Here is a 20,671-nt window from a genome sequence, read left to right on the forward strand (position 1 = left end):
CAAGAGGTACTCGTCAAAGCGTTCTCTTCGCTTCGACGCTCTTAGCTCTCTGTGGAACAGCAGTCACACTTCTGCTCCTCTAGCAAAGGTACCTCTTTTTCATGCATTGTCTGTTTGGTCGGGTATGCCCCCACCTGCTGCAACTCTACACTGACATCTTTGTCATTGTTTTGTTGTTGGTCCATGGGAAGCCTCCTCACTGAGTGCGACCTGTGCCTAGTATACGCACCCGGGATGTGAAGCTATTCGTTCTTCAGGGATTCGTTCAGCCTTTTGCCCGGTTTGCCTGAAGGATGTGCTCCAGGTCTTTCAGGGCTGCAGCTGCGGCTGCCACCGGGTCGGATTTTCCTCCCACCACCAACAGCTCCCCCATTGTGTCCGTTTCCAGACGAATCGCTTTGGTCGTCCCGCGGACTTGGGCGAACGGGTGAGTCTCGGACAATAGCTGCACGTCCACAGCGGCCTGGAGAGTGTCGTCGACTTTGCGCAGACTGCCTACCAGCTTGGGGACAAGACCGTCTGCTTTCCACTTCTGCACTAGCTCCGGTGTGATGCCTTGGATGCCCTTCCGTGCCACATCCGACAGGCGAATGCCTGCATGAAAAGCTGCATTGGCCATAATTGTCAGCTTGCAGGCCGTGTCCCAGCCTTCGAGATCAAAGCGCGGATCAGGCTCGGCAATCCCCATCTGCTGGGCGCGGATAATCGCCTCCTCCATGGAGATGCCTTCTTCCATCATTGCACTCAGCACAAAATTGGCTGTTCCGGTAAATATTCCTTCGATCAGCGCCACTTCACAACCGGCCAAATTGTACTGGAGCAAATCAACCGTCGGCAAAGCTGCAGCCGTTGCTCCGCTTACTTTGAGCATGGCCCCATGTCGTCTGGCCGCCTCATGGAGCCCCTGGTAATCTGCTATCAGCGCCCCTTTGGAGATCGCGATGACATGCTTGCCGCGGGACAGGGCGGTTCTCATGTAGGAGAGGGCCATGCCGCCAGTGACAATATCAGAAGGACCCGCTTCGATCAGGATGTCAAATGGACATGCTGCCAGGAAGTCGGCTCCCGTTTTCTTTTTATCTCCCATACTTTTCTCTGCGGAAAACGCCTGGACTTGTTCGAGTGCCAGTCCTTCATCCGCGTAGCAGCCAGCGGTCGAACGCATGACGCCGACAAGCCTGACATCGGCATCGTAGACCATCCGGTATCTTTCCTTGCGCTCGTGAAGCAATCTTGCGACTTGTCTGCCTACCGAGCCAAATCCGGAGACGACCACGTCGTATCGTTTCATTGCGAGTTCCTCCTTGCTGTGTACCGTACTAGATTCGCTGTCTGCGGCCGAATCAACGCGGCAAACGACGCCGATGAGCGAGGATGGGATTGGCGTCTGCCGGCTTCAGCTTTTTGCCTTTCCGGTCATCGTACAGCTCATTTACATAGTCGATATAGAGGATGCCATGCAAATGGTCGATTTCATGCTGCACGCACCGGGCCAAAAATCCTTCTGCCTCCAGTACGACCTCTTCTCCCGCACGCGTTAGCGTCTTTACTTTTACATATTGGGCCCGCTTGACTATGCCAACGACACCGGGAATGGACAGGCAGGCTTCGGTTCCTTTTTGCTCACCCCGGCTGTCCACGATTACCGGATTGATCAGTTCGATCAGGCCGGTTCCGCAATCCATGACGACCAGCTGCTTGGGTATCCCGATCTGAATCGCAGAAAGACCTGCTCTTCCCTCGGTCGCGTAGATGGTGTCCGCCATGTCATCCAGAATGTTGCACACATTTTGCGTAATCGGGCTCACCGGCCTGGATCGTTCCCTTAGAATCGGATCCCCCAGCTGCACGATCATCCGTTCAGCCATCTCGCTTCTCCTCCCCGACAACGAGTCAATTTGTATCCAACGTAACAAAGCGGTCCCCTTTCGTCAAACGCTTTGCTGAACGCCTGTTTTTTCATCGACAAATACGCTTATATACGCTATCTTAAATGGTAAACATGAAGTTGATGGAAACGAAGAGGGAGGAAACCATGCATCCACTTGCATCTCAGCTCAACGAGACAATTCAACGTGAAAATCCGCACTTTTTCGACATGCTCTCTGAATTGGGCCGACTGATTTACTTCCCGAAGGAAGGCATCCTCAGTCAATCTGCCGAAGCGAAATCAAAGGCCAAAAAGTACAACGCCACGATCGGGATTGCATTGGAAAACGGCCAGCCGATGCATTTGAAATCGATCCAGGACACGTTGTCCGCTTATGCACCAAAAGACCTTTACGAGTACGCTCCCCCTGCCGGCAAGCCGGAGCTGCGCGCCGCCTGGAGGAAAAAAATGCTGGAGGAGCATCCTTCTCTGGAAAATAAAACCTTCAGCAATCCGATCGTGACGAATGCATTGACCCACGGTCTGAGTGTCGTGGCGGACTTGTACGCTGGACCGGGAGACAGCGTCATTATCCCCGACAAAAACTGGGAGAACTACGAATTGACATTCTCCATTCGCCGCGGTGCTGAAATGGTTTACTATCCGCTTTATAACGATGAAATGACTTTCAACGCTGAAGGTCTCAAGGATGCGATCCTGGCACAAAAAGAGAAGGGCAAAGCGATCGTCGTCCTCAACTTCCCGAACAACCCGACCGGATATACGCCTGGGCAAAAGGAAGCCGAAGAAATTCTCAAAGCGCTGAAGGCTGGTGCCGAGGCGGGAATCAACATCGTCGCAGTAACCGATGACGCCTACTTCAGTCTGTTCTTTGAAGATTCCTTGCAGGAGTCTCTGTTCGGCGCGCTCTGCGACCTGCATCCGCGAATTCTGCCGATCAAGGTGGACGGCGCGACCAAGGAAGAATACGTCTGGGGTTTCCGTGTAGGCTTTATCACCTACGGCGGAAAAAGCGATGCCCTGCTGGCTGCCCTGGAGCAGAAAACGCTCGGAATGATCCGCGCGACGATTTCCAGCGGACCGCACCCGTCCCAAACCTTTATCCTGCACGCATTGAATTCACCGACTTTCAACCAAGAAAAGCAAGAAAAGTTCGAGATCATGAAACGTCGCGCCAACCGGGTCAAGCAGTTGCTTGACAGCGGCAAATTTGATGACGTGTGGACGTACTATCCTTTCAACTCGGGATACTTTATGTGTCTCAAGCTCAAGAATGTAGATGCGGAAACATTGCGTACCCATTTGCTTGAGAAATATGGTGTCGGTACGATCGCTTTGGGCAAGACCGACTTGCGCATTGCCTTCTCTTGTATTGAAGAAGAAGACATCGACGAACTGTTCTCCCTGATTTACCAAGGAGTTCTCGATTTGCAAGGGTAATGGAAACAGAAAAAAGCGTTTTGGATGCTCATCCAAGACGCTTTTTTTCGTGTCGCTCCAGATATGCAGGTTCGAACAGAAATCAAGCTCTTCTGCCATCCTCCAACTGCGAAATAAATCGAGAGTTCTTGCCAAATCACGTCGACTCTCCTGTTACGATACTCTTTCAGCCATTTGCGCGGGCTGCTCAAGCTGATCCATGTCGACAGCAGGCAACAGCCTGCGCTCCCAACGTCGGACTTGGACTGTCCAAAAGCGAAGAGATGCCTGCATCACAGGGCCGACCAGAAATACTGACAAGAATGTGCCGAACGATATCGGTCCACCCGCGATCCAGCCCAAAAAGAGCGCCGTCCCTTCCAAGCAGGTACGGACCAGGCGGACAGATCGGCCGGTGATACGGACGAGCGACAGCGTGATTCCATCCCGCGGACCGGCTCCCAAGCGGGACGCGACATACATCCCCGACCCGATACCCATCAGAACAATCCCGACAACCAATTCGACAAACCGCGCCCACTGCGCTGTCACAACCGGAATGATGCTGCTCGCAAGGAAGATGTTGACAAAAAAGCCGATCAACAAAATGTTGGCGACGCTCCCGATCTGCGGCAAACGCCGATCCAGAATACATGCGATTCCGACCATCAGAATACCAACGATCTGTACCCATAAACCGACTGACAAGCCGGTCAAACCCGACAGGCCGATATGCAGGACATCCCAAGAAGATGCGCCTAATGCCGCTTTCATCATACTGACGGCGCCCATCGACAAAACGACCAAACCGAGTAAAAACAGAACCAGCTTGGCCGCAAACAACGGAAGTTTCCCCTTTGCTGTTTTCTCTCTTTTCAACAGTATATGCTCCTCTCCTGTTAGCAAAAATGTTCTCTATTTATAACGTATTTTACAAATTAATTACCTAGCTAATTATATTTGTGGAGCCTTATTTTGTCAAGGCCGGTGAAACATCGCCCCCAAAAAAGCCTGCGATGCGAAATCGCAGACTTTCCGTAAAAAATTATTTGCAGTGGGTTCTGGACGATTTTGTTTGGAATCTTTCGAAAGCTCTGGTGAGCCTTGCTGGTTGCCTTCTCTGCGCCTCGACTCGACCTTCACAACTCCATCTCCAGGCCGCTGGCGCTACCTTTCCACCCTCACTTTCTGATCCTCGACGCTTCTGGTGCCAGCCACAACTGCCCCGAGTACAAACAGCATGCCCATTCCGTGAGCCCACGTGAACTGTTCACCCAAAAAGAGAACGGACACGAGCGCAGCGCTGACCGGCATAAAGCCGGTGAACAAGCCGGCTGTAGAAGCAGCCACCTTCGCTACGCCTCTGTACCAGAGGACGAAAGAAAGGACGCTTGCGGTGACGGCATAGTAGATCATCAGCAGCCAGATCTGGAACGGTACAGCAGTCAAATCCGTCTTGATCAGATCGGCAATCGCAAATGGGAGGAACAAAATCAGACTGATCACATTGATCGCCGCCGTCATCTGAAAGGGGGTCACACTCTCCGACAGCCTTTTGGCAAAGATCGTAAAGAGGGCCTCCGAGATGACGGCCAAAAATACGAGGAGATTTCCAAACATGGCGCCCCAGCCCACGCTTGCCGCTCCGCCCGTAAAGGTAATGAAGCCGATGCCCACAACCGAAAATAAAATGGAGACCAGTTGATGTGAGCGTATTTTTTCCTTGAGGAGCAGAAAAGAAAACAAAGCGATGCAAGCCGGTACGGTGCTCGTAATGATGCCTGCCGAAGTGGCTGTAGTCCACTGCACCCCGTAAAGCATGCAAATGCTAAATAAAAACACCCCAAAGAAAGACTGCCAGAACAGCGTCTTCCCCTCTTCTTTCCGCCACGAGCTTTTCCACTCTCCACGCATGGACAGCAAAGGAAGGAGAATAATCACGGCAAGGATAAAGCGAAATTCCAAAAACAAGAAAACAGGTACGTGCTCGACGATGGCTTTTCCCACCGAAATATTAATGCCGACAAATGCCATCGATAATGCCAACTGCACATAGGAAGCGATCATCCTGTACGCTCCACCCCTTTATCTATCTTGACATAACATATACCATTTTTGCCCGTTTAACTCCTGCTTTGATTACGAAAATTCGGAACATTTCCGCACAAAAAAAGCTCCCCTTTGATAATCAAGGGAAGCCGTGTTTTTTGCAATTGAAAGCCTTCATATCGCTTGTTTATACTCCTTCGGTGTCGATGGAGCCGAGCTGTTTTTCTTCTTCTCGGCAGCTCCCACAAGCAAAGCGCCAAAAGGCAATTTAGCCAAGCCGTAAGACAACCCGAAGGAAAACGCAGAACAGAGAACAAACGCGATCAGACTGCCCCCGATCCCGCTTGCCGTCCACTCCCAGTGATTGAGCAATTTCATCACATACGTCAGGACGAGCCCGTGGATGAGATAAGCGCCATATGAATAATGCCCAAGCATCGTCAGCCATTTTTTCCATTGCGAACCCGACTTGCCCACCCACACGGCTACGAGGTAGACGACGAGGAGCTGGGCTACGGTATAGAGAAACATCGAAGGCTTCAGCGAGGTTGCCACATTCAAATTGACAATCGGGCCGGCCGAATGTTTGACCAGCTCATACCCGATATAGGCGTAGGTGACACCAAAAGCGGCGAACAGCCACAGCCACCTTTTCTGCAAAAAGACGCGAAACTGCGGCAATGCCAGTGCAGCCAGACCGCCCATGAAAAAATAAAAAGAGTAATACAGAAAGTTGCGATCCCGGTATTTGATCAAGTAAGCATCGAGCCAGGCCAGATCAAACCGAAACGAATGAGCCGGGATATAGCGGACGGAGAACCACATCAGAGCGGCGTAGGCAAGAGCAGCAGCTCCAACGGCAAACGTCCTGCCCGCTCTTCCCCGTACAGCATGTCTTGTCCACTTGAACAGCTTTAGCAGGATCGGGTATAAGAGATAAAACTGGAAAATCATCACGACAAACCACAGATGATAGGAAGCGGTTCCTGTCATCCATTTTTTCAGCACCAGCCACAGCGTCTCCGGATTGAATCCAGTCAGGTCGTGATGCATCGCCATATAGACGATCGACCAGACCGCGTAAGGCACCACGATCTCCGTAAACCTCTTTTGGATAAACCGCGGATACTGCAAGCGGTCGTAATAGTTGTAAAACAGCACGAGTCCCGTGACGAATACGAATGCAGGAACCGCAAATTTCAACAGATGAAACAACATCCCAAAAAGAAACGCCGTCTCTTCCCCAACTCCCGGCTTGCGAATGTATACGCCGATGACATGCTGATACACGACAGCCAAAAAAGCAAATGATCGGACATAATCCAATTCGACGATTCGTTCTTTTCGGGCCATTTTTTAAACGTCATACCTTTCCGCCATAGACATGGAAAACAACACTCACCATCTTACCTGTCAGCTTGGCAAGAGGCAATAGGAATGTTTACGCTAGCGCGATTGCAACCATTTGCACAAGGCCCAATAGCCGGTCGTTAGAATGGAGACGGCAATGATCGCCATCAAAGTATCTGGTCTCATACATTTCCTCCAAAGTCCTTGTCTTCTCACTTTTTTAACTGCTGAACAGACCCGTAAGTCAGGCTTCGCCATACCCATTCCAGCGGTCCGTAACGATAACGCGATAGCCACCATTTGCTCCACGCCACCTGAATCGGGAAAATCAGCAGACACAGCATGAAGCCAACCCAGAGCGGGGTTGAACCGTATAAGTGAAAAAGCTTGACGGTACTTATGCAAAGCACAGTTTGGGCGATGTAATTGGTCAGCGCCATTCGCCCCACAGGTGCCAGGAAGGCAAGCCTTTCGCTGCCTTGTTCTTTTCTCATCATCAGCAAAATCGATGTGAGGTAAAAAACGCACAGAGCCAATCCGCTCCACTGAATCAGCACAAGACGAGTCATTTCCAGCGAACCCGGAATCGGGACGATCCCAAAGTGAACCAAGGGAATCAGCACTGCCAGCGGAAATCCGGTCAAAAGCGAAATCACCCAGTATCGTCTGATTGCCGATTCGTATTGGCCGAGCTGGTGAAACACCCCTTTTTTGGCGACATACAGTCCAAATAAAAAGAGCGGCAATACGGTCAGAATCATCAGCCATTCATTTTGAAAGAGCACCGGGAATTCATAGTTCCAGCGAAAGGAGAGCCACTCCCCCAAGCTCCCGTTTTGATAGGCGTCGACCGCTTGTCTGGCCAGATGCTCCTCTTGGGCGCCTGTTGCGTGTCCGTCATCGGGGATGAGCAGCGCCAGTCCCATCGGTATCTGTAAAAGAGCGAGCAACGCGATCGCCCATCTTTTGATGACAACCTCCCGCCTTTTGTAGAACAAATAGAGCAGGATGCCAGCCAACGCATACGTGTGCAAAATATCCCCGAACCAGAACAACAAGTGTACGATGCCAAACAAAAACAACACGGTCAACCGCCTGAAATACTTGCTGCCAACCGGCACCCCTTTTTGCTCCAGGCGGCTCATGAAGAGGTAGAACCCTGCGCCGAACAAAAAAGAGAAGATCGTGTAAAACTTGGTCTGAACAAGCATGTCCAGCATCATCCGCAGCCACAAATCAACGGCGCCTGCGTGTTCGGGAATGCGCTGCATGCTGAGAAAAAGCTCCGGCTGCATGTATCCCGGCATATTCACCAAAAAAATCCCGAAGAGCGCAAATCCCCTGATGACATCCAGTTCATTGATTCTCTCGGTCAATGGGGTAGGTGTTGTTTGCATGCATCTCAACCTTTCTCTCGTGCACTTCCATAATCCCCCATTGTTTAATACGACTGATCCAAGTAAAAAGTAACGAACTATTTTCTTCCACAATCTCCGTATCTTCTCGTACCGCCTATGCAAGCAAGCAAAAACCCCGCCTCCTCATAAAGGAAACGGGATTATTCAACAAACGGGGCTTATTCAACTAACAATTGCCGATATCTCGGTTCGGTTCCTTGCATCCTCATGTTCCAACCACACCCGTCGTGCCATTATGGCTGTTCATCGATCACTTTCAGATCACAGCATTTTTTGGCATCGTACTTCACTTTGACAAACAGCGTATCCGTATCATTTCCCCGGATAAAGGTCGTTTTCAGCGTCCTTTTCGTATTGCCGCGACTTTCCTCGAAAATATAGGATACAGAGACATCCTTGTACCCCTTTACAGAATAGTATATATACCCTTCCATGTCATACATCTGCACCGCATCGGATGAGCGATCCAAACGCTTCAGCCATTCATTTACTTCTATCCGATGCTGCGGCTCAACCGATTCTTGCCCGACCGAAACTGTAAAAGGCGGCTTCTCCTCGCAGCCGGTGAGAAAAAGCAAAAGCGCTGCAGGGAGGATTGCCTTTTTCCTGTACATCCAATCACTTCCAAATTGAGTCAATATTTTCTCCATCTTAACAAGGAAGGATTGGGAGCACAAGTCATTTTCAATAAGCCCGCTTGCGCAGCAGATCTACTCCGAAACCGAGAATGCTGCCGACAAATGCAGGCACCACCCAACCGGCTCCCTCCGAATACAGGGGAAGGCTGGCCAGCAAGAAGTCCATACTGCGCGGCAAAAGCATCGTATTGACCAGATCGAGAAGCCCGTAGACTACAACGAGTCCGACTGCCGTTACATACAGATGAGATCGCGGAGAAAGCAGCGGCTCGGCAAGCGCGAAGAGGATCAACACGATCGCGACCGGATAGATGGCGCCCAGAATCGGCACTGAAATCTTCAGGATCAGCGTCAACCCCATGTTCGCGATCAGCATGCTCACGATACAGAGCAGGCCAACCCACCCGCGATAGGAAATGCGCGGAAACAGCCCGGAAAAGTACTGGCTGCACGAGGTCACGAGTCCAATGGAAACGCAGAGACAAGCGACCGTAAAGATGACCCCAAGCAGGAGAATGCCGGAGGAGCCGAATAAATGCCCCATCACATTGGTCAGAAGCTGTGCGCCGTTCTCTGCCTTGCCCAAAAATGCGTGAGTAGAGCCGATAGCACCCAGCATCAAATAGATGACGGCCAGCAAAATTCCCGCCCCCGTGCCTGCGGCCATCATGTAACCGGACAGCCGGCCAGGCTCTGTGACTCCCTTGGACCGAAGCGTATTGGATACGACAATGCCGAAGGCAAGCGCCGCCAGTGCGTCCATCGTCAAATATCCGTCGAGAAAGCCTTGCATCACAGGGTGAGCAGCGTACGCCCCTTCCGCTTGCACAAGCCCCCCTTTTGGACCAAAGAGACTTTTTACGAAGATCAACGAGAGCAGAATCAAGAGCGCTGGTGTCATCAGCTTGCCAAACCGGTCAACCAGTTTGGACGGAGACAGACTAAACCAAAAGACCAGCCCGAAAAATACAAGGGTATACAGGGCAAGTCCCACGGGCTGTGTCGCTGCGGTTTGCGGCAAAAAAGGCAGCATGCCCATCTCATAAGCCAGACTTCCCGCCCGCGGAATGGCCAGTCCCGGTCCAATCGAGACGTAAATAAGCAGTGGAAACAAGCTTGCAAAAGCAGGGTGAACCCGTTTGGCCAACTCGTAAAAGCTCCCCGCCTTGGCGATGGCTGCCACGCCCAGAATCGGCAGTCCGACTGCTGACAAAATAAAGCCGGCAAGAGAAAGCCCTACCTGATCACCGGCAGACTGACCCAGAAATGGCGGAAAGATGAGGTTGCCCGCACCAAAAAACATGGAAAACAACATGAGACTTATGAGGACGATTTCTTTTTTGGACAGCGCATTCATCTTTTCGGTTGTTCCCTCCTAGCTGTAATGGAGGGATTGTATCAGCTTTTTCAAAGCGAATCTAGTGACAGGGAGGTATTCGTAATGTTAAATAAAGTATGCTGTTTCACTATATTTTGAACTTTCATAAAGGAAAGGTACCAGGAGCAGATCGCATCTCCATACTCGTCCCTTCCCGTCCAAAGAGGAATCACCAGCTTCCAATTGTATCCAGTTCTGTTATCCTTATAGAAAGCCTTTCGATTGCAGCCCAACATGACGTATCCGGGGTGATATGCTGGAATGTGGCCTATTATCGGATTTTTCTTGCTTGCATGTATTGCGGTGGTCGTTTACATCGTGGTAGAGAGCAGCATTGAGCGTCATGTTGAAAGCATCCTCACTGCCACAATCCTGAAGCTGCTCGTGCTGTTTCTGATCGGCATGGCTATTTACAAGACATTGCCGAATTTGGGGGACACGTTCGCTCCTTAGGCTTTACCCAAAAGACAGTCAGCCTGAGGACTTTGCTTTTGGAGATTTTGAAACAGGGTGGATGTATGGGGAATTGGCGGACCTATTCGTTGTTGCTTTGCGGTATTGGTGTATCTTATTTGGGCAATTGGATTTATTTGGTTGCCTTGAATATTTTCATCTTGGACATGACGGGTTCAGCTGCAGCGGTAGCAGGTATATATATCGTTGGACCGGTGGCAAGGCTGCTGACTCAATTCTGGGCGGGCTCTCTGATTGATCGGGTCAATAGACGGAAGCTCATGATCTATTCGGATGTGGCTCGGGGCGCTCTCGTTCTTTTGATTCCATTGCTGTCCTCTGTTTGGGTTGTTTACGCCATTCTGTTCATTGCGAATGTGGCGGGCTCCTTCTTTGGCCCAAGCTCGACGTATTACGTGACAAAGCTGGTTACACCCGAAGAGCGCAGGCGTTTTAACTCAATCATGAGCATGCTGAATGCCGGCGCCTTCCTCATCGGGCCCGCCATTGCCGGAGTCCTGATTGCTACCACAGGAACGAGTTTGTGCATTTTCATAAACGGCATTACGTTCTTTTTTTGTGCGGCTTTGATTGCCCTTCTGCCTGATGTTTCCGACGAGGCTTTGCAACGACGCCAGCCTCTTTCATGGAACATGATCGTAAATGACTGGCGTATCGTTCAAGCGTTTGTTTTGCATGATCGTTATTTCTTGCGGATTTATCTGCTTTTCCAGATGGCCATGATGATTGCGTTTGCCCTTGATTCTCAGGAGGTCACCTTTCTGAAGCAGCAATTGTCCTTAACCGACAAGCTGTATGGTGTGATCGTGAGCATCGCTGGCGTTGGTTCGATTGCAGGAGCGATAACAGCCACAGCTACAACGAAAAAATTTTCGCTGCAAGCGTACTTAGCCGTCGGCATGCTGCTCACCACGATCGGCTACACCATGTTTTACGGGTCCTTCAGCTTTTTGACTGCCGCGATCAGCTTTTTGATTTTAGGTTTTTTTATGTCTTTTGCAAATGCAGGCTATCAAACGTTTTACCAAAACAACGTTCCGGCAGACATGATGGGACGATTCGGCAGCTTGGCAGGGATGTTTCAAAGCATTGTCCAGATTGTATGCACATTTCTTTTAGGCATCGCCTCCGAAACGTTCGACCTGCAATCGGTGTCCCTGCTCTTTTCTTTTATATCCGTCGTTCTTTCCGTTGTTTTGCTGCTGAATGTGTTCAAGAAATCCAAACAAGCCTATTACGCGGAAAGCAAAACGGAAGAAAGACATTTGCAGGAAGGCTGCTAAGTCTCGAGGCCCATTGCCATGACCGCGATGCCCGATTCTTCCAGAGTCGCACGGATGCGCTTTGCAAATTCCACGGCATGCTGGCCGTCCCCATGTATACAGACGGTTTCCGCAACGATTTCTTTGTCCACGGCTTGTCTCGTGGCTACCTTCCCTTCTTTGATCATCCGGATCACCTGGGAAACCGCCTTTTCTTCATCTGTGATGAGCGCATCCGGCTGCGACCGGGGAGTGAGGGTTCCATCGTGCTGGTACGTCCGGTCGGCAAACACTTCATTTTTTACGCGCAATCCCGCTTGGAGACCTTTTTCGATGAGATGGCTTCCCGCCAGTCCGACCAAAAACAGCTCGGGATTGACCCGGTAGACTGCTTCCGCGATCGCCTCTGCCAGCTCCGGATCGACGGCAGCCATATTGTACAGTGCGCCGTGCGGCTTTACATGCTGCATGCTACCGCCTTCTGCACGGATAAATGCCTCCAGGGCGCCGACTTGATAGACAACGTACTCATAAGCTTCTGCAGGAGTAATGGACATATTCCTTCTGCCAAAGCCGATCAGATCCGGCAAACCGGGATGGGCCCCTACCGCCACCTTTTTGTCCAGCGCTGCTATCACGGTTTTTCGCATGGTTGCCGGATCGCCGGCATGAAAGCCGCAAGCGATATTGGCCGAAGTGATGTAGGGCAAGATCTGCTCATCGTTCCCGATGCTATACGCGCCGAAGCCCTCTCCCATGTCACAGTTCAAGTCAATGCGAAACGTCATTTCCTCCAGCCTCCTACTCATATTTCAGTTGCATGCCCAGCCGCGCCTGGCGGATTAGCTGTTCCCGCTCAATCAAAAGACGCTCGGCCTCCTGATGGTCAACCTCCCGGAAACGGATCGCATCCCCGGGCTTTGTTTGAACGATCAACGGCAGATCGACACTGATAATCTGGGCAATCTTGGGGTAGCCCCCGGTCGTTTGCCTGTCTGCCAACAGAACGATCGGATTGCCTTCAGCCGGAACCTGCACAGTACCGAACGTAACTGCTTCGGAAACGAGCTCTCTGCTCTTGTCAATCCGCTCCAGAAGGGGACCATCCAGGCGATAGCCCATGCGATCCGATTGGGGACTTACGCGATAAGCTTGCTGGAAAAACGCTTCCCGGCTCTCCCTGGTAAACCAGTCGAATTGATTCCCTTTCACGACGCGGACGATAGGCTGCTCGTGGTAGCGGGGCATGAGTTCCGAGGCAATCCCCCAATCCGGCGCATAAAAGGAAGCCACCCGGGCTTGTTTTCGCAAAAAATCGTACAGCTTCTTGGCTTGCGGTCCGGGCTTATCTGCTTTCAGTTCGTCTCCCTTTTGCAATGCCCGCCCTTCATAACCGCCTATTCCTGCTCTGACATACGTAGACCGGCTGTTCATTACGAGCGGGATTTGAAAGCCTCCTGCTATCGCTACATATGTTCTGGCCCCGTGCTGGCTGACGCCAAACTGTATGACCGTCCCAGCCTTGACCCATACAGGCTTCCATCGCGGCAGCGGTTGGCCGTCAGCAATCGCTTTCATGTCTGCTCCGCAAATCGCGAGCAGCGTATCTTCTGTCACTTCCCACGTATCGCCCTTCATCGTCATCTCCAAGGTGGCCTCTGACCCTTCATTGCCAACCAGCAAATTTGCCATCCTGTGTGCAAACGTGTCCATTACGCCCCCGACGATCACGCCATGCTTCTGAAAGCCGACTCTCCCTCCATCCTGCACCGTGGTAAGCAGTCCGGGACGAATCACTCTGAGACTCATGCCTCCCCCTCCTTATACGCTTCGTACTCTTCTGCCGTGATCGGAACAAAGCGCACGCGATCTCCTGCCTTCAAATAACTCGGGGGATTGTGCTCCGGACGGAACAAGCTTATCGGTGTCCGCCCGATTATCTGCCAGCCTCCCGGCGTTTCCAGCGAGTAAACTCCCGTTTGTTCGCCTGCGATGCCGACCGAGCCTTTCGGGATTTTTAGCCGCGGGCTCGTCTTGCGCGGGGTAGCGATTTTTTCCGACAACCCGCCGATATAAGGGAAGCCCGGAGCAAACCCGATCATGAATACATGATAGTCTCCCTCCGAATGAATCCGGATCACTTCTTCCTCGCTCATCTGGTGATAAGCGGCTACCTCGGAAAGATCGGGACCCATTTCACCTCCGTAGAGAACAGGTATCTCCACGGTATTTCCGGCGGCAGGCGGCTGATCCGATAATTGCTTCAAGGCGGCTTCGAGGAACAAACGCAGCTTTTCATACGGTGAAATGATCGGTTCGTTCGCGGAGAAATCCGTTTTTCGCTGTTCGTAAAGCGATACCGGATCGTAAAAGATTGTCACGGTCGTAAAAGCAGGGATGTATTCGACCATTCCCGGAACAGGATGCTGGTCCAGCCATGCGGCAAATTGTCTCACCTTTTCGTGAGTTGTCCGGTCAATCACTGTGCCAAAGCGAATGATGAGGGCTTGATCTCCCATCGGTTCCATTTGAATGTCTTTCATTGCATGGCTCCCCTCCCGCACCTTCTGTCATTCCAGCCCAGCTTCCTTGATATGGCTTGTGCGGCTTCGATTACTTTTTGGGCCAACAGCTGTATCTGTCCTTCCTTGTACCGGCTGGTCGGCCCGACAATACTGATCCCTGCGATCACACTGCCGCTATGGTCGTAAATCGGTGCGGCTACCGCTGACGTATCGTTGTACAGTTCGGAGTGGCTGACAGTATAACCGTTTTGCCTTGACTCAGACAGCACACGGCGAAGCACGTCGATGTCGGTAATCGTACAATCCGCGACCGGCTGCAGCTTTACACGCGACAAGTATTTTTCCTGCTCTTCGTCGGGCAAAAAAGCGAGCAGAACTCGGGGACAGGCCCCTGCGTACAGCGGAGCCCGCCGTCCGATCGCTGTGTATACCCGGATCGGCTCTTTGGTGTCTACCTTTTCCACATAAGTTGCTTCTTCGCCGTCCCGGATAATCAGGTTGACGGCTTCGCCAATTTCTTCGTTTAACCGTACCATGACAGGCAGGGCTTCCCGGCGGATATCCATCCGTTCTGAAACAGCTTGTCCGTATTGCAGAAACCCAAGTCCCAATTCATACGCTCCCACATCCGTCCGCTTCAGCAGGCCTCCCTCTTCCAGAGACATCAGCATCCGGTATACAGAGGTTTTGGGCTGTCCGGACAGATGGACTGCCTCCTGCAGCGTCAACTGTGGGTGATCAAGAAACAATTGAAGCAGCTCTAGTGCTTTCAGAACCGTTTTATTGGTTTCGGACAAAGCGATCTCTCCGTTCCGAATATCGGAATTGCATTCCGTTTTTGTATGTACTCCTCATTATAACCAAGACCTCTTTAAAATGACAATCTTGAATGTTCTGTTTATTTCTTAAATAAAGAGGCCGACCACTTGTCCGTGGCAGTGACAAGTGGTCGGCTTCTACCTGCTGAACTTGACGATTCGTCGATAGGCCCGGAGGTCTGGAAGCTTTCGGAACAGCGACAGCGACGGTCGAAAGTTCGCTTCGATGATCCACGGTTTCCCAGTTGTATCAATCCCCAAGTCGAGCCCAACTTTCCTGAGAGTGGGGTATTTTTTTCCCAAGCATTCGCCAGTCATCTGGGCCACGTATTTGATCTCCTCTAACAAATCCGGGGACACATCGACATTTGATTGGGCGAGAGCGACCGTCAGCGGCAAAACTTTGCCTCTGCTTCGGGCGATGTTTGTGACGATAAATCCCGGGCCTGCCAGCTTGGCGAGAAACCCGGTCACGACCCAGGGCCTTCCTTTGGTTCGTTGGATCATCACCCTTATATCAAAGGGACGTCCGTTGATCCTCCCCAGGCGAAGATACGGCTGGATCAAGTATGGCTTCGGCCTGAACAAGGAACGTACATACTTGACCGTTGCCTCCTCCCCTTTGACAACCCTGCGCCCGTTTCCGGCATGAACCTGGTAACGAGAATCGCCCAGAGATGTAACCTTGATTATCCCAGCTCCACCGCCGCCACCTGAAGGCTTTAATATGACAGATCGATATTTTTCCAAATGCCTCCAAAGGGCCTCCGGTTCAAACAGGACCGTATCTGGGAGGAATTCCCACAGACGCTCATCCTGTCTCATCACCAGGTGTTTGCTCCATTTTCCAACATTCGGCGCTTTTATGTGGCATTCTCTCCATTCGTAATAAGATGATGTTCCTCGATCCTGGTAATGCGATTTTCCGAATCGACAAACACGACACGAGGAATTAGCTGGCTGGCTTCTTCTTCCGTATACATGCCCATGCTCAGTATGATGACAATGTCCCCCGGCTGAAATAAATGGGCAGGCGGACCGTTCAGGCATATTTTCCCGGAGCCTTCAGGTGCAGGGAGTGCGTAGGTTTTCCAGCGGGTAGCGTTGCGTAGGCTCGTGATTTGCACGATCTCGTAAGGCAGGATGTTTGCTTCCTTCATGAGCAAGCTGTCAATCGTAATGCTCCCGACATAATCAAGCTCTGCCTGTGTAACGGTTGCCCTATGAATCTTTCCTTTGCACATATGTCTTTGCATCCGGCATCTCCTTTCCAAACACCACTGACACCAGTCTATGAGGGACCTTTTGTCCTTGTTATTGGATGCGTGCGTCTTCCAGCTCGACACCCCATGTACTGCCAAGCGCCGCAAGCTCACAAACGACTGTGTCGGGGAGCGGAACTCCGCTGACCTGCCTTTCTTTTGCCGTTCGCCACTCCCATTCGCCGGGAATCAGAATCTCCTCTCTTCCTTCCGCCTTGGGCTCCGCTTTGATCTGCTGAATATACTGATCCATCCTTTGTTGAAAGAGGGGCAGCGGCATGAAGCTCTCAATTTGAAGGGCCCAAAAAAAATGCCCTACATTTTGCGGATGCTCATCGTTATCGTACAAGCTGTGCACACCCGGACCATATCCCGCCCCCGCCAAAAGGCCGCATAAAATATCAACGAACATGGCGATGCCATAACCCTTGGCGCCACCGATGGGAAGAAGCGCTCCGCGCAAGGCCTCTGCCGGGTCTGTCGTATCCCGTCCACGTTCATCGATCGCCCAGCCCTTGGGAATGGCTTCGCCCTTTTTCCGCGCCAGAGCAATTTTCCCGCGAGCAGCTACCGTTGTCGCCATATCGAGCAGGAATGGAGGGGCTGAACCCGCCGGAATGCCTGCTGCAATCGGATTGGAGCCAAAAAAAGGGCGAATTCCTCCAGTCGGAGCCATCGTCTGTGGAGCGTTGGACATGACGAAGAGAATCATCCCTTTTTGAATCGCTTGTTCAGCATAGTAAGAACAGGCTCCAAAGTGGTTGGAACACCTGACCCCGACGATGGCCGTTCCATTCTTCCCGGCTATTTCGATAGCTGTCTGCAAAGCGGCCTCTCCGACAACCGCTCCCAAATGGTTCATTCCGTCGACGACAGCCGTGGCCCCCGCTTTTCTCAAAATGACGGGAGCCTTGCTGACATCGATCAATCCGGCTGAAATCCGTTCCACATAAACAGGCATGCGCGCAAGTCCGTGAGAGTGGACACCGCGCAGGTCGGCGTGGACGAGCGAACGGGCGACAGTCTCCGCATCCCGCGTGGAAACTCCCGCCCGAACAAAAATCGCTGTTGCAAACTGCTCTAACCGTTTCCAATCGTATCGATTCGGACACACCACTCCCACGCCCTCTCTTTGCATCGGTTTCATTCTGGCCCTGCCCAGTCTGAATATAGATATGACAACCGAAAGCAGCCCGGCACGGCATAGGCCTATTTGCGAAACAGCAAAAAACCAGCCCATGAACGGGCTGGTTTGGAGCTTATTTGTCCTCATAGGAGGCAAGTGCTGACACGATCCGATCCTGGATCGCCGTCATATACTCGCTCTTGGGTGCGTATCCATTTATCACGATGGAGAAGACGAGCTTTTGTCCGTCCTTCGTTTGGACATAGCCGGACAGACTGCTCACTCCAGTCAGTGTTCCCGTTTTTGCACGGGCATTGTTTTCGGCGGCCGTTCCCTTCATGCGATTTTTCAGCGTACCATCTACGCCGGCTATCGGGAGAGAGTCGAGGTATTCCTGATAGGCAGCATGCTTCGTCATCCCCTCCAGAACATCTGCGATATGGCGGGCGGAGATCAGATTGTAGCGTGTCAAACCGGAGCCGTCAACCATGTCAAAGTTCGTTTCAACCCCCAATGTCGAAAGAGTCTCCTGTACGACCTCCACGCCTGCTGACGAGCTTCCTTCCCCCCGTTTCACCGCTCCCAGTGTCTTCAACAGCATTTCCGCATAAAAGTTGTCGCTCTTCTTGTTCAGATAGGAAACGATCTCCGATAACGGCTCGGAAGTGAACTCGGTCCATTTGACTGCCTGTTGGGGCACTGTTCCGACGCTGACCGTGCTGTTCCCCGAGAAGGAGATTCCCGCGTTTTCGAGTGTCTCTCGAAGCACAGTCCCTGCATACAATGCCGGATCTTCAACAGGAACGCGCTCGTAATCGGGAGCCGTCCCCAAAGGAAAATTGCCCGTCACCCGGATCGTGTTGGTCCCGCGGTCCCTTTCGATGGCAAAGGTGTTTTCCTGACCGGAGTTCACCGTTTTTGCCTCGTTTATCACATTTGCATACTTCGTTTTGGGCAGCAGGTTGATCGGTACCGGGTCACCCGCGCGAACGGCTGGCTGGAATTCGATCATGACTGTTCCGCGGTTCAATGCCAACGCACCCAACAGCGGATTGTAGTAGTAGCTTTCATCGTCCCACGACCAGCCAAGGCCAAGGCGCTCTTGATCAAAGTAGCTCTCGTCGAGAATGAGATTGCCGTTGATCCGTTTGATTCCCTGTTCCTTCAGCCAGGCAGCGATTTCCTCCATCGATACGCCCTCTTGCACCTTCAGATTGTCTTCTGTATGAAGAGTCGGATCGCCGTAGCCCTTGAGGTAGAGATCGCCTTGGTACACCCCGTTTTTCGGAAGCGGAGTGGATCCGTACATTTCTGTTTTGAACTGATAGTCTTTGCCAAGCTGTGCCAGTGCTGTCGCTGTCGTCAGCAGCTTGAGATTGGAAGCCGGGGTCAACAGCGTGTCTGCCTCGTGCTCATACCAGATCGCTTCCCCCTGCTCCTGATCCAAAGCCTTGACGACAATCCCTGCAGTAATCCCGGATGCATCCGCTTCCTCGGCGATCGGGTCAAGCAATGCGGAAAGCTTGTAGGCGTCAGGCACTGCCGGTTTGTACCCGTCAGGAGCCTTGATGTCCGGATAGGAGGCCAGCAGTACCGCTACCTTGTCCTGCAAATCCCGCGCATATTTGGATTTGTAAATCCCGTTGATCAAGATGGAGAAAGCGAGCTTGTTTCCATTTTTCGCAGTGGCGTATCCGGACAAGCTGTTTACGCCGCCCATGGAGCCCGTTTTCGCGATGACCATCTTTTCTGCCGGTGTGCCTTTCAAGCGATTTTTCAAGGTTCCGTCGACACCTGCTATTGGCAGTGACTTCTCCAGTGCATCCCTGTATTCCTGATCCTGCACAAACGTAAGCAATTTCACCATTTGATTTGCCGTGATCCAGTTAAAACGGGAAAGTCCGGAGCCGTCCTTTTGCACATACCCGGCCTCGACACCGGCTCGTTTCAATACGTCCGCGACCACCTCGCTTCCCGCTTCCGCCGATCCCTCCCCCTTTTCTGTTGCTCCAAGTGTCTTGAGGAGCATTTCGGCATAAAAATTGTCGCTGTCCTTGTTTAGCTCCACCAAAATCTCGGAGAAAGGCTTGGACAGATGCGTATACAAAGGAGTGCCAGTGGAAAGCGTCGTTTTCTCCACGCTTGCCTGCGGGTGAAGCTTGATGCCGCTCGCGGTCAAACGCTGCTTCCAAATGTCCGCAACGTACAGGGCAGGGTCCTCCATCGTGACATCCTCTTGATAAGGAGCTGCCTCTACACCAATCGTTCCGCTGAAGATGATCGTGTTTTTGCCGCGCGGACGCTGGACGGAAATATCACTGTCCTTGCCGGCAACCGTCTGCAATTGATTTACGACCTGCACATACTCGGTGGCTGGCTCCATGGTGAGGACCGGCGTGTCTCCCGCTTTTTTCCCTGGCTCCACCGTGATCGTCAGCATGTTTTTATGTACTGCCAAGGCGCTTAGCTGGGCGCTGTACCCATACACCTCATCATCCCACATCCAGCCGTAGCCAAGCCGAGTCGGGTCAAAATAGCTTTCATCCACCAGCAATTTTCCGTTTACCTGCTTGATCCCTTTTTCTTTCAGGGCAGCCGCGATGGCTTGCAGATCTGCGACAGTGAGACTGGGATCACCGAAGCCCTTCAGGATCAAATCTCCGTTTAAAACCCCGCCGCCACTTACCTTACCTGTGGCGTACACCTCTGTTTTCCACTGATAATCCGGTCCCAGCTTGTCTAAACCGGCAATAGTGGTAAACAGCTTCATGTTGGAGGCAGGCACATACGTTCTGTCCGCGTTATGCCCGTACAAGGCTTTTTCATCTGTCAAATCATATACCGCTATTCCCGCGTGCAAGCCGATGCTGTTGGGGTCTTTGTCCAGCTCGGATATCGCCTGCTCGATATTTGCCGCAAGCGCTTCCGAGGTACCTGTCGTGTCCTGAGCCAGGGCGGGAACCGCTGCCAACTGAAAGACGAGCAGCATGAGCATAATCCAGCAGCCAGTGCGTTTGAGCAGTCGTTTCATAATACCCTCCTTGTCCTATTCTGTTGCCAT

Annotated in this window: 20 protein-coding genes; 3 read left to right on the forward strand and 17 right to left on the reverse strand. The window is 52.0% G+C overall.

Annotation, left to right across the window (positions count from 1 at the left end; genetic code table 11):
* Positions 1-41 precede the first annotated feature (41 nt).
* The 3 genes from NST96_RS14365 to def form a co-directional block, all read right to left on the reverse strand.
* Positions 42-185, reverse strand: a complete 144-nt coding sequence (locus NST96_RS14365) for a hypothetical protein (RefSeq protein WP_170208386.1) — start codon at positions 183-185, stop codon at positions 42-44.
* Positions 186-265: 80 nt separating this feature from the next.
* Complete coding sequence (locus NST96_RS14370; protein ID WP_024983617.1) at positions 266-1,291, reverse strand: homoserine dehydrogenase; 1,026 nt, start codon at positions 1,289-1,291, stop codon at positions 266-268.
* 52 nt (positions 1,292-1,343) lie between these two features.
* Positions 1,344-1,868: a peptide deformylase gene (def, locus tag NST96_RS14375; protein WP_024983618.1), complete on the reverse strand. Its 525-nt coding sequence runs from the start codon at positions 1,866-1,868 to the stop codon at positions 1,344-1,346.
* A 167-nt stretch (positions 1,869-2,035) separates the two neighbouring features.
* On the opposite strand from def, the gene NST96_RS14380 reads away from it, so the two are divergent.
* Entirely contained in the window at positions 2,036-3,331 is a 1,296-nt protein-coding gene (locus NST96_RS14380; protein ID WP_003390464.1) for an aminotransferase class I/II-fold pyridoxal phosphate-dependent enzyme, read from the forward strand.
* 153 nt (positions 3,332-3,484) lie between these two features.
* Here NST96_RS14380 and NST96_RS14385 read toward each other — a convergent pair whose 3' ends face one another.
* The 6 genes from NST96_RS14385 to brnQ form a co-directional block, all read right to left on the reverse strand.
* A complete protein-coding gene (locus NST96_RS14385; RefSeq protein WP_003390465.1) occupies positions 3,485-4,189 on the reverse strand; it encodes a membrane protein in 705 nt (234 codons plus the stop codon).
* A 288-nt stretch (positions 4,190-4,477) separates the two neighbouring features.
* Complete coding sequence (locus tag NST96_RS14390) at positions 4,478-5,377, reverse strand: DMT family transporter (protein WP_311068431.1); 900 nt, start codon at positions 5,375-5,377, stop codon at positions 4,478-4,480.
* 156 nt (positions 5,378-5,533) lie between these two features.
* On the reverse strand, positions 5,534-6,712 hold the full coding sequence (locus NST96_RS14395) for an acyltransferase (protein WP_251237730.1): 1,179 nt from the start codon (positions 6,710-6,712) through the stop codon (positions 5,534-5,536).
* Positions 6,713-6,921: 209 nt separating this feature from the next.
* Entirely contained in the window at positions 6,922-8,106 is a 1,185-nt protein-coding gene (locus NST96_RS14400) for a DUF418 domain-containing protein (RefSeq protein ID WP_122959040.1), read from the reverse strand.
* Positions 8,107-8,360: 254 nt separating this feature from the next.
* A complete protein-coding gene (locus NST96_RS14405) occupies positions 8,361-8,741 on the reverse strand; it encodes a hypothetical protein (RefSeq protein ID WP_024983621.1) in 381 nt (126 codons plus the stop codon).
* A 70-nt stretch (positions 8,742-8,811) separates the two neighbouring features.
* On the reverse strand, positions 8,812-10,122 hold the full coding sequence (brnQ, locus tag NST96_RS14410) for a branched-chain amino acid transport system II carrier protein (protein WP_338460895.1): 1,311 nt from the start codon (positions 10,120-10,122) through the stop codon (positions 8,812-8,814).
* Positions 10,123-10,404: 282 nt separating this feature from the next.
* Here brnQ and NST96_RS14415 point away from each other — a divergent pair, with 282 nt between their 5' ends.
* Both NST96_RS14415 and NST96_RS14420 read left to right on the forward strand, forming a co-directional pair.
* Positions 10,405-10,596 carry a hypothetical protein gene (locus NST96_RS14415; RefSeq protein ID WP_031933067.1) on the forward strand — a complete coding sequence of 64 codons (192 nt, stop codon included), beginning with the start codon at positions 10,405-10,407 and terminating at the stop codon, positions 10,594-10,596.
* Positions 10,597-10,661: 65 nt separating this feature from the next.
* Positions 10,662-11,900, forward strand: a complete 1,239-nt coding sequence (locus NST96_RS14420) for an MFS transporter (protein ID WP_342404146.1) — start codon at positions 10,662-10,664, stop codon at positions 11,898-11,900.
* On the opposite strand, the gene NST96_RS14425 is transcribed toward NST96_RS14420, so the two are convergent.
* From NST96_RS14425 to dacB, 8 genes are all read right to left on the reverse strand, one after another.
* Entirely contained in the window at positions 11,897-12,667 is a 771-nt protein-coding gene (locus tag NST96_RS14425; protein ID WP_003390477.1) for a 5-oxoprolinase subunit PxpA, read from the reverse strand. The genes NST96_RS14420 and NST96_RS14425 overlap by 4 nt on opposite strands.
* Positions 12,668-12,680: 13 nt before the next feature.
* Positions 12,681-13,688 carry a biotin-dependent carboxyltransferase family protein gene (locus NST96_RS14430; protein WP_031933066.1) on the reverse strand — a complete coding sequence of 336 codons (1,008 nt, stop codon included), beginning with the start codon at positions 13,686-13,688 and terminating at the stop codon, positions 12,681-12,683.
* Entirely contained in the window at positions 13,685-14,422 is a 738-nt protein-coding gene (gene pxpB / locus NST96_RS14435; protein ID WP_003390479.1) for a 5-oxoprolinase subunit PxpB, read from the reverse strand. The genes NST96_RS14430 and pxpB overlap by 4 nt, the downstream gene beginning before the upstream one ends.
* Entirely contained in the window at positions 14,419-15,201 is a 783-nt protein-coding gene (locus NST96_RS14440) for an IclR family transcriptional regulator (RefSeq protein ID WP_003390480.1), read from the reverse strand. Before NST96_RS14440 ends, pxpB begins: the two co-directional genes overlap by 4 nt.
* Before the next feature lie 159 nt (positions 15,202-15,360).
* Complete coding sequence (locus NST96_RS14445) at positions 15,361-16,089, reverse strand: YheC/YheD family protein (protein ID WP_227277719.1); 729 nt, start codon at positions 16,087-16,089, stop codon at positions 15,361-15,363.
* Positions 16,086-16,478, reverse strand: coding sequence for an aspartate 1-decarboxylase (gene panD, locus NST96_RS14450; protein WP_003390483.1), 393 nt, complete (start codon positions 16,476-16,478; stop codon positions 16,086-16,088). Before panD ends, NST96_RS14445 begins: the two co-directional genes overlap by 4 nt.
* 58 nt (positions 16,479-16,536) lie before the next feature.
* Positions 16,537-17,631, reverse strand: coding sequence for an Ldh family oxidoreductase (locus NST96_RS14455; RefSeq protein ID WP_231504285.1), 1,095 nt, complete (start codon positions 17,629-17,631; stop codon positions 16,537-16,539).
* Between the two features lie 112 nt (positions 17,632-17,743).
* A complete protein-coding gene (dacB, locus tag NST96_RS14460; RefSeq protein ID WP_342404147.1) occupies positions 17,744-20,641 on the reverse strand; it encodes a D-alanyl-D-alanine carboxypeptidase/D-alanyl-D-alanine-endopeptidase in 2,898 nt (965 codons plus the stop codon).
* Between the last annotated feature and the right edge of the window lie 30 nt (positions 20,642-20,671).

Origin of the sequence: Brevibacillus sp. FSL K6-2834, from assembly GCF_038592925.1 — a bacterium.
Classification (GTDB): domain Bacteria; phylum Bacillota; class Bacilli; order Brevibacillales; family Brevibacillaceae; genus Brevibacillus; species Brevibacillus borstelensis.